Source organism: Actinomycetota bacterium (assembly GCA_036280995.1).
Lineage (GTDB): Bacteria > Actinomycetota > CALGFH01 > CALGFH01 > CALGFH01 > CALGFH01.
This window is the reverse complement of the sequence record DASUPQ010000100.1, coordinates 1-3,067: the sequence shown is the minus strand read 5'-3', so window position 1 is coordinate 3,067 and position 3,067 is coordinate 1. Positions and strand designations below refer to the sequence as shown.

General features: G+C 73.6%; 4 protein-coding genes. 2 read left to right on the top strand and 2 right to left on the bottom strand.

The window, feature by feature from the left end; genetic code table 11:
- A partial coding sequence (locus tag VF468_02925) for a dienelactone hydrolase family protein (protein HEX5877265.1) occupies positions 1 to 538 on the top strand: 538 nt, incomplete at its 5' end.
- A gap of 450 nt (positions 539 to 988) precedes the next feature.
- Here the strand turns inward: VF468_02925 and VF468_02920 are convergent.
- Entirely contained in the window at positions 989 to 1,126 is a 138-nt protein-coding gene (locus tag VF468_02920) for a hypothetical protein (GenBank protein ID HEX5877264.1), read from the bottom strand.
- A 32-nt stretch (positions 1,127 to 1,158) separates the two neighbouring features.
- Positions 1,159 to 2,118: a nitronate monooxygenase gene (locus tag VF468_02915; GenBank protein ID HEX5877263.1), complete on the bottom strand. Its 960-nt coding sequence runs from the start codon at positions 2,116 to 2,118 to the stop codon at positions 1,159 to 1,161.
- 485 nt (positions 2,119 to 2,603) lie between these two features.
- Here VF468_02915 and VF468_02910 point away from each other — a divergent pair.
- Positions 2,604 to 3,067, top strand: a 464-nt coding sequence (locus VF468_02910) for an ABC transporter substrate-binding protein (protein HEX5877262.1), incomplete at its 3' end; no start/stop codon positions are given.

The window sequence follows — 3,067 nt, the reverse complement described above, 5'->3', positions numbered from 1 at the left end:
GGTGGCCGCCATGCTCCAGCGGGCGGGCCTGGCCACCCTGCTGCTCGATCTGCTGACCGCCGAGGAGGAGACGGCCGAACGGGCCGGCGGTCGCCTGCGCTTCGACGTCCAGCTGCTGGCCGGCCGGCTCGCCGTCGCGCTGGACTGGCTGGCCACCGAGCGGCGCACCGGCGGCCTGCCCGTCGGCCTGTTTGGGGCAAGCACCGGCGCCGGGGCGGCGCTGCTGGTGGCTGCCGACCGGCCGGCCGCGGTGGCCGCGGTGGTCTCCCGGGGCGGGCGACCCGACCTGGCCGGGCCCATCCTGGGTCGGGTGCGGGCGCCCACGTTGCTGGTGGTCGGCGGCCGCGACCGGAGGGTGTTGGCGCTCAACCGGGCCGCCCTGGAGGGCCTGGCTGGCCAGGCCCGGCTGGAGGTCGTGCCTGGCGCCAGCCACCTGTTCCCGGAGCCAGGTGCCCTGGAGCGCGTCGCCGAGCTGGCCGTCGCCTGGTTCCTCACGCACCTGGCCGGGGAACTCGCCTCCAAACAGGCAACCTCCTAGCACTCCAGCCGTAGATCGCGGTCTTCATGGTTGCCAAGGGGCCCTGCGGTCAGCAGTGGCAGGTGCGGGCGCGTGCCTGATGGCCGCGTCGCCAGACCGACCAGCGCAACCGGTGGGCGAGGCTGCGTCCGGCTCGGTAAGGGCACCGGCGAACCGCTCGGGCATGGACAGAAACGGCGAATGGCTCGCCGGCAGGTCGAGCACCCGGTCGGCATGCACGGCGATGTGTCGCAGTCCCCATACAGCGCGTCGGCGACACCATCGCCTTGGAGCCGCATCTCGGAACGGTCGTCGCTGAGGCGGACGGCGGCACCAGCTCGCTGGGCCGCTCCCCTTCCGGAAGTACTGGTGTTGTGAACAGGTCCAGCAGCGTCTGGCCGGTGTCGGGCAGGTAGGCGGCCACATAGGCCAGGCCAGCCACCGCGTCGTGGGTACCGGCGTCGGTGATCATCATGCCCCGCAGCTGTGGCCAACCAGCAGGGTGGGCTCGCCGATGGCATCCAGGCGGGCCCGGACCGCGTCGGCATCGCCGTGGAGGTCGCTGGGCGGCTCGGGAGCACCCGCCTGGGACGAGACGCTGGCGGCCATCCGGTCTCGACCATCCTTGTCCCGCTCCTGGGTCAGCGTCTCAAGAGCCGCGCTGCCTCCTGGGCGAGCTCGGCCACCACCTGCGCCGCCGGGGTCACGTCGCTGACCTGGCCGACGCCCTGGCCGGCGTACAGGGCCATCGCCGCCACCGTGCCCGTGACCTCGCGGCTGGGCGTGCGGGCCGACAGCCGGGGCAGCGGCTCCGACACCGGGCCAGCCTGCAGCCTGCCGACCACCTCGCCACCGAACGCCTGGGCCGCCTCCAGCGCCGAACGCAGCACCCGGTGGGGCGCATCCGGCCAGCCGACCGCGAACGCCTCGGTCAGCACCGTCGCCTCGCCATCGGCGGCCAGCAGCGCCGCCACATACTCGGGGTGGGCGCCCGACTCCGGGGTGGCCAGGAACCGGGTCCCGATCCGCACCCCGGCCGCCCCGGCGCCGAGCGCGGCCGCCATCGACCGGCCGCTGGCGATCCCACCAGCGGCCAGGACCGGCACCGTGACCACCTCCAGCACCGCGGCCAGCAGCGGCAGCAGCGCCATCGTGCCGCGCACGTGCCCGCCCGCCTCCACGCCCTGGGCGACGACCAGGTCGCAGCCGGCGTCGGCGGCGCGCTTGGCCTCGCCGACCGAGCCGACCTGCCAGCCGGCCAGCGCCCCACCGGCGTGCACCAGCTCAACCAGGGCCGGGTCGGGATCGGCCCAGAAGAACTCCACCAGCCGCGCCCGACCGGCGGCCAGCTCGACCTCGGCACGGTCGCTGGGGCTGGGGCTGTGCAGGACGAAGTTGACCCCGAACGGCCCGGCCTGGGCCTGCTCTAGCTTGGTGATGCGGTCGGCCAGGGGAGTCGGGTCGGCGCGTTGCAGCATGCCCAGTCCGCCGGCCCTGCTGACCGCCATGGCCAGCTCCGGGGTCACCACCCCACCCCCCATGGGGGCCAGCTGGATCGGGACCTGGCAGCCGACCAGGTCGGTGAAGGCCGTGCGCAGCATGCCCGCAAGTATGGCACCAGAGCAGCTGCCAGATCCGTCGACCGTGACCTGGTTGGCCGGTGGAGCGGGCAGGGCCGGCGACGAGCTGACCAGCGCGGCCACCGTTGATGATCCGCTGTTGTGAGCACAACTCAAGATCAGACGGTGGCCGCAGGCCACAGCCTAGACCTCGATCCTGCCCGATGCAGGAGCCGCTGGAGGAGTTGCTGGGCCGGTCGCGGGCCGGTTCGGCCGGGTGGAGCCACGCCGGCGTCCAGAGTGGTTGTGCTGGGGCTGCTGGCGGAGTTGCCCGCAAGAACGGCTGGACGATCGCCGAACACGCCCGCCAGCGGCTGTATGACGACCTGGCGGCGCGGCCTGGGGGTCCAGCCACCAGGCGGTCCGTAGGTAGCAACCGCGGTGGGCCTGGCAAAGGCGAAGCGCTGGCATCGTCGAGCAGTCCGGCGCATGCTTCGACCTGACGTCCCAGGGGGGTGAGGGATCCGATGCGAACCGCCAAGGTGTTCCGGGCGGCCTGCCTCGCGCTTGGGCTTGCGCTCCTCGCGGCGGGCTGCACCGGGCCGCAACAGGACGCCCGCAGCAACGGCGTGCGCGGCGGGACGCTGCGGGTGCTCAGCGCCGACGACATCACCGGGCTGGACACGGCCATCAACTACACCCCGAACGGCCTCGCGATCGCGCGCGCCTACGCCCGGACCCTGTACGGCTACAACCTCGCCGGGCCGCCCGCACAGGCGACCGTCCCGGTCCCCGACATCGCCAGCGGCCCACCCCAGCTCTCGGCCGACCAGCGCACCTACACCTTCCGGCTACGCGCCGGGGTCCGCTACGCCCCACCGGTCAACCGCGAGGTCACCGCCCGAGACTTCATCACCGCCATCCAGCGGCTCTACGACAAGGGGTTCCCCTCACCCGGACAGCCGTACTCGAACCTCATCGCCGGGGCCAA